General features: G+C 67.4%; 6 protein-coding genes and 1 pseudogene. All 7 read left to right on the top strand.

Annotation, left to right across the window (positions count from 1 at the left end):
* Nucleotides 1-126, top strand: a pseudogene (locus JYJ84_RS26480) (imidazolonepropionase); the annotation flags it as partial.
* Nucleotides 127-130: 4 nt separating this feature from the next.
* A complete protein-coding gene (locus JYJ84_RS26475) occupies nt 131-1,507 on the top strand; it encodes a formimidoylglutamate deiminase (RefSeq protein ID WP_122945833.1) in 1,377 nt (458 codons plus the stop codon).
* Between the two features lie 59 nt (nt 1,508-1,566).
* The gene (gene hutG / locus JYJ84_RS26470; protein WP_175222671.1) at nt 1,567-2,364 is read left to right on the top strand and encodes an N-formylglutamate deformylase; all 798 of its coding nucleotides are present in this window, start codon (nt 1,567-1,569) and stop codon (nt 2,362-2,364) included.
* 366 nt (nt 2,365-2,730) lie between these two features.
* A complete protein-coding gene (locus tag JYJ84_RS26465) occupies nt 2,731-2,955 on the top strand; it encodes a hypothetical protein (RefSeq protein ID WP_122946728.1) in 225 nt (74 codons plus the stop codon).
* A gap of 168 nt (nt 2,956-3,123) precedes the next feature.
* Entirely contained in the window at nt 3,124-3,930 is an 807-nt protein-coding gene (locus JYJ84_RS26460) for a gamma-glutamyl-gamma-aminobutyrate hydrolase family protein (RefSeq protein WP_122945831.1), read from the top strand.
* A 12-nt stretch (nt 3,931-3,942) separates the two neighbouring features.
* Nucleotides 3,943-5,280 carry a glutamine synthetase family protein gene (locus JYJ84_RS26455; protein WP_175222670.1) on the top strand — a complete coding sequence of 446 codons (1,338 nt, stop codon included), beginning with the start codon at nt 3,943-3,945 and terminating at the stop codon, nt 5,278-5,280.
* 28 nt (nt 5,281-5,308) lie between these two features.
* Nucleotides 5,309-5,994, top strand: a 686-nt coding sequence (locus tag JYJ84_RS26450; protein WP_205189643.1) for an aminotransferase class III-fold pyridoxal phosphate-dependent enzyme, incomplete at its 3' end; no start/stop codon positions are given.

Raw genomic sequence — 5,994 nt, 5'->3', positions numbered from 1 at the left:
CGCCAGGCCGACTTCGCCGCCTGGTCGGTCGGCTCGCTGGCGGAGCTCGCCTACTGGATCGGCCGGCCGCTGTGCGAGCAGGTCGTACGCGGCGGCACGACCGTGTTTCGCCGGATGAATGGATAGCCTCATGACCGACACCACGTTGTTTGCAGACCATGCGTACCTGCCCGATGGCTGGCGCCGTAACGTGCTGCTGCGCTGGGACGCGGCCGGCACGCTGACCGGCGTGACGCCCGACACCGACGCACCCGCCGGTGTCGCGCGTGCGGCCGGGCCGGTGCTGCCCGGCATGCCGAACCTGCATTCGCACGCATTCCAGCGCGCGATGGCGGGGCTCACCGAATACCGCGCGAATCCGTCCGACAGCTTCTGGAGCTGGCGCGACCTGATGTACCGCTTCGCGCTGAAGATCACGCCCGACGCGCTCGCGGCGATCGCGCGCTGGCTGTATGTCGAAATGCTCAAGTGCGGCTACACGTCGGTGTGCGAATTCCACTACGTGCACCACACGCAGGACGGCTCGCGCTATCCGCAGATCGCGGAACTCGGCACGCGCGTGATCGACGCCGCGCGCGCGGCCGGCATCGGCATCACGATGCTGCCGGTGTCGTATCAGTTCGCCGGCTTCGGCAACAAGCCGCCGCGCGACGACCAGCGCCGTTTCATCAACACGCCCGACGGCCTGCTCGAGCTGCTCGACGCGATGCGTCGCACGGCGCCGGAGCACGGCGGGCTTCGTTATGGCGTCGCACCGCACTCGCTGCGGGCGGTATCCGAGAACGGGTTGCGCGTGCTGCTCGAAGGGCTGCCTGACGATGCCCCCGTGCATATCCATATCGCCGAGCAGACGGCCGAAGTCGACGACTGCGTGCGTGCCTACGGTGCGCGCCCGGTGCAATGGCTGCTCGATCGCTTCGACGTCGATGCGCGCTGGTGTCTCGTGCACGCGACGCACGTCGACGCGGCCGAAACGGCCGCGCTCGCGAAGCGTCGCGCGGTCGCCGGCCTGTGCCTGACGACCGAGGCGAACCTCGGCGACGGCGTGTTCCCGGCCGTCGACTATCTCGCGCAGGGCGGCGTGATCGGTGTCGGCTCGGACAGCCACGCGTCGGTCGACTGGCGCTCGGAGTTGCGCCTGCTGGAATACGGGCAGCGGCTCGTGCACCGCGCGCGCAACGTGCTGGCGAGCGACACGCAGGCGCATGTCGCCGATCGCCTGTTCGATGCATCGCTCGCGGGCGGCGCGCAGGCCAGCGGGCGGCGTGTCGGTGCGCTGCGCGAAGGGTGCCGCGCCGACTGGCTCGTGCTCGATCCCGATCATCCGGCGGTCGCCGAACACGACAGCGCGTCGTGGTTGTCGGGTATCGTGTTCGCCGAGCATGGCGAGACGCCGGTGCTCGACGTCTACACGGGCGGCGAGCGCGTCGTGAGCGGCCGCCGCCATCGCGACGAAGCCGTCGCGTATGCCGACTATCGCGCCGCGCTGGCGCAACTGCTGCGCTGACGCGCGCAACCGGCGCACGCCGCATGCGTGCGCCGGCAGACCTCCAACGGTGATGCGACATGACTGAACAACCGGCTGTATTCACGCTGAAGCAGGGCACGCTGCCGCTGCTGATCTCGATTCCGCACGCAGGCACGCACATCCCCGACGACATCGCCGCGACGATGACGGCCGATGCGCGTTTCGTCGACGATTGCGACTGGCATCTCGAACGGCTGTACGGCTTCGCGGCCGACCTCGGCGCATCGATCCTCGTGCCGTCGCACGCGCGTTACGTCGTCGACCTGAACCGTCCGCCCGACAACGAAAACCTGTACCCGGGGCAGGACACGACGGGGCTCGTGCCGGTCGATACGTTCGACAAGGCGCCGCTGTATCCGGCGGACGCGCTGCCCGGCAACGACGAGATCATGCGTCGCCGCGACCGCTACTGGCTGCCGTATCACGACGCGCTGCAACGCGAGGTCGCGCGCCTGAAGCACGAGCACGGTCGCGTGCTCGTGTGGGAAGCGCATTCGATCCGCTCGCACGTGCCGCGCTTCTTCGACGGCCGCCTGCCGGACTTCAACTTCGGCACGTCGAGCGGCGCGAGTGCCACACCGGGTCTGGCAGAGGCGCTGGCCGCGCGCGTGCTCGAACACGGCGGCTATACGGCGGTCGCGAACGGGCGCTTCAAGGGCGGCTACATCACGCGTCACTATGGCGTGCCCGCTACCGGCGTCGAGGCCGTGCAGCTCGAGCTCTCGCAAATCACCTACATGGAAGAGACGCGGCCGTACGCGTATGACGAAGCGCTTGCGGCGCGGATTGTGCCGCTATTGCAGACGCTCGTCGAAACCGCGCTCGCGCATCGTTGAACCCGGGCCGCACGGATGCGGCAGCGCGGCGGAGCAGGTGTGTCACGGTCCGCCGGCACGCAGCGTGCTGCACCGATGCAATGCACAACACGGCATCGATCCTCGAGATCGGTGCCGTTTTTTTTCGTCCGGCTTTCGTCTGATCGATGTCGTCATCGGCACCTGAAAATTTGACGCAATTTTTAGGTGATATAAGCTGAATGTTAGGAAGTCGTCACGCGCGCACCGGCGGTGAGGCCATCGATCGTGGCTGCCCCGCGCCGCCCTGCGCTGCGAGACACCTTGCCGACGTGCCGCCGCGCGGCGTTGCCGCATGCGCTTCATCGCGACACGTGTCCTGCCTTCATCCGTCAGTCGAGTACGATCGTGAAAGCCGCCAGCCCTTCGATACGCCGGACGCGAAGTCCGTCGGCGGGCGCGCCGCCTCAGGCCGGGCCGATCCGGCATGCTGATCGCGGCACGCGTGCCGCCTTTTTACGCGAACCTCGTTTCTTCGCCATTTCCCATCGCGGCCTGCGCCGCTTCAATCTCGTGACCGCGCGCGTGTTCAGCGCGGTGCAGTGCGACGGCAGCGCGTCATTGTTGCCCTAGCGTCCTTTTCGGCTTCCGTTCCGGGTCGCACCGCCTGTTGCCGCATCGTCCGCGCGGCAGGATCGCGTGTGAGCATGCGCCGCGTCACGGTGCGCGCGTGCAGCGCCGGCACGAACCATCATCGTTCCGCGTGCGAACGAGTCGCGCGCGATTACCGGAGAGACACCCATGCGCATGCGCCCGATCGTAGCCGTTACCGCCGACCGCATCCTGCGCGGGGCGCATCCGAACCACACGGCGGGGGAGAAGTACCTGGCCGCGCTCGTCGACGGCGCCGGCGCGCTTGCCTTCGTGCTGCCCGCGCTCGGTGCGCACCAGCCGGCCGACGCGATCGTCGCGGCAGTCGACGGGTTGCTGTTCACCGGCAGTTATTCGAACGTCGAGCCGCATCACTACGGCGGCGCCGCGAGCGCGCCCGATACGCTGCACGATCCCGCGCGCGACGCGACCGCGCTGCCGCTGATCCGCGCGGCGATCGAAGCGGGCGTGCCCGTGCTCGCGATCTGTCGCGGCATGCAGGAGCTGAACGTCGCCTACGGCGGCACGCTGCATCAGCGGCTGCACGCGACGACCGGCTTCGACGATCACCGCGAGCGGCCGGCCGATCCGCTCGAACGGCAGTACGGTCCGGCGCACGTCGTGCAGTTCGCGCCGGGCGGCCTGCTGCAGCGGGTCGCGCGTGGTGCGCAGGAGGCGACGGTCAATTCGCTGCACGACCAGGGCATCGCGCAGCTCGGCGCGGGGCTCGTCGTCGAGGCCAGCGCGCCCGACGGACTGGTCGAGGCCGTCAGCGTGCGCGGCGCGCGCGCGTTCGCGCTCGGCGTGCAGTGGCATCCCGAATGGCGCTACGCGGAACAGCCGCTGTCGCGCGACATCTTCGCGGCATTCGGCGCGGCGTGCCGCGCGCGCATGACGCATCGCATTCATGCGGCCGGCGGCGCGATGCCGTCGCCGGCCGCATCCGACGTCGACTGATAGAGGCCGATCATGCAACCCGAACTGAGCGAATTCCTGCGACAGCACCGCATCACCGAGGTCGAGGCGATCATTCCCGACATGGCCGGCATTGCGCGCGGCAAGATCATTCCGCGCAACAAGTTCGAATCCGGCGAATCGATGCGCTTGCCGCAGGCCGTGATGGTGCAGACCGTCACCGGCGACTATCCGGAGGACGGCACGCTGACCGGCGTGACCGATCCCGACATGGTGTGCGTGCCCGATCCGTCGACGATCTGCCTGATTCCGTGGGCCGTCGACCCGACCGCGCAGGTGATCCACGACTGCGTGCACTTTGACGGCTCGCCGGTCGAGATTTCGCCGCGCTACGTGCTGCGACGCGTGCTCGATCTGTACAAGGCGAAAGGCTGGCAACCGGTCGTCGCGCCCGAGCTCGAGTTCTATCTCGTCGACATGAACGCGGATCCCGACCTGCCGCTGCGTCCGCCGGTCGGGCGTACCGGGCGCGCGGAGACCGGCCGGCAGTCGTATTCGATCGAAGCCGTGAACGAGTTCGATTCGTTGTTCGAGGACATCTACGAATACTGCGAGATGCAGGGGCTCGATATCGAGACGCTGATTCACGAGGTCGGTGCCGCGCAGATGGAGATCAACTTCGTACACGGCGATGCGCTGTCGCTGGCCGACCAGGTGTTCCTGTTCAAGCGCACGGTGCGCGAGGCGGCGCTGCGCCACAACATGTACGCGACCTTCATGGCGAAGCCGATGCAGGACGAGCCGGGCTCCGCGATGCACATCCACCAGAGCCTGGCCGACGCGCGCACGGGGCGCAACCTGTTCTCCGACGAAGACGGTGCCGTGTCGCCGATGTTCCACAGCTATCTCGCGGGGCTGCAGAAGTACACGCCCGCCCTGATGCCGATCTTCGCGCCGTACATCAACTCGTATCGCCGCCTGTCGCGTTTCATGGCCGCGCCGATCAACGTGCAGTGGGGCTACGACAACCGCACGGTCGGCTTCCGCATCCCGCAGTCGGGCCCGTCGGCACGCCGCATCGAGAACCGGATTCCGGGCGTCGACTGCAATCCGTACCTCGCGTTCGCGGCGACGCTCGCCGCCGGCTATCTCGGCTTGACGCAACAGCTTGCACCGACCGAGCCGATCGCGTCGGACGGCTACAACCTGCCGTATCAGCTGCCGCGCAATCTCGAGGAGGGCATCTCGCTGATGGCGGCGTGCACGCCGCTGGCCGGTATTCTTGGCGACAAGTTCGTGAAAGCGTACCTGGCGCTGAAGGACACCGAATATGAAGCGTTCTTCCGCGTGATCAGTTCGTGGGAACGCAGGCATCTGCTGCTGCACGTGTGAGCGTGCGGCACTGTTATCCGGAGGAAGCATGACCGATCGAAACGAAGCCTTCTCACCCCATTCGACCGCGGATTACCGCGCGCTCGACGCCGCACACCACATCCACCCGTTCTCCGACATGGGCGCGCTGAACCGCGCGGGCAGCCGCGTGATCGTGAAGGCCGACGGCGTCTACCTGTGGGATTCGGACGGCAACAAGATCATCGACGGAATGGCCGGTCTCTGGTGCGTGAACGTCGGCTACGGCTGCAAGGCACTCGCCGACGCCGCGTATCGCCAGCTCCAGGAACTGCCGTTCTACAACACGTTCTTCAAGACCACGCACCCGCCGGTGATCGAGCTTTCCGCAATGCTCGCGGAAGTCACGCCAAAGGGCTTCAACCACTTCTTCTATTGCAACAGCGGCTCGGAGGGCAACGACACCGTGTTGCGCCTCGTGCACCAGTACTGGCGCGTGCAGGGGCAGCCGCAGAAGAAGTATGTGATCTCGCGCAAGAACGGCTATCACGGCTCGACGATCGCGGGCGGCACGCTAGGCGGGATGGGCTACATGCACGAGCAGATGCCGTCGAAGGTCGAGAACATCGTGCACATCGACCAGCCGTATTTCTTCGGCGAAGCAGCAGCCGGCGAAACGCCGGAAGCATTCGGCCTGGCCCGCGCGCAGCAGCTCGAAGCGAAGATCCTCGAACTCGGCGCGGAGAACGTCGCCGC

It is taken from the genome of Burkholderia sp. LMG 13014, assembly GCF_905232215.1.
Classification (GTDB): Bacteria; Pseudomonadota; Gammaproteobacteria; order Burkholderiales; family Burkholderiaceae; genus Burkholderia.
This window is presented reverse-complemented; position numbering and strand designations above follow the sequence as displayed.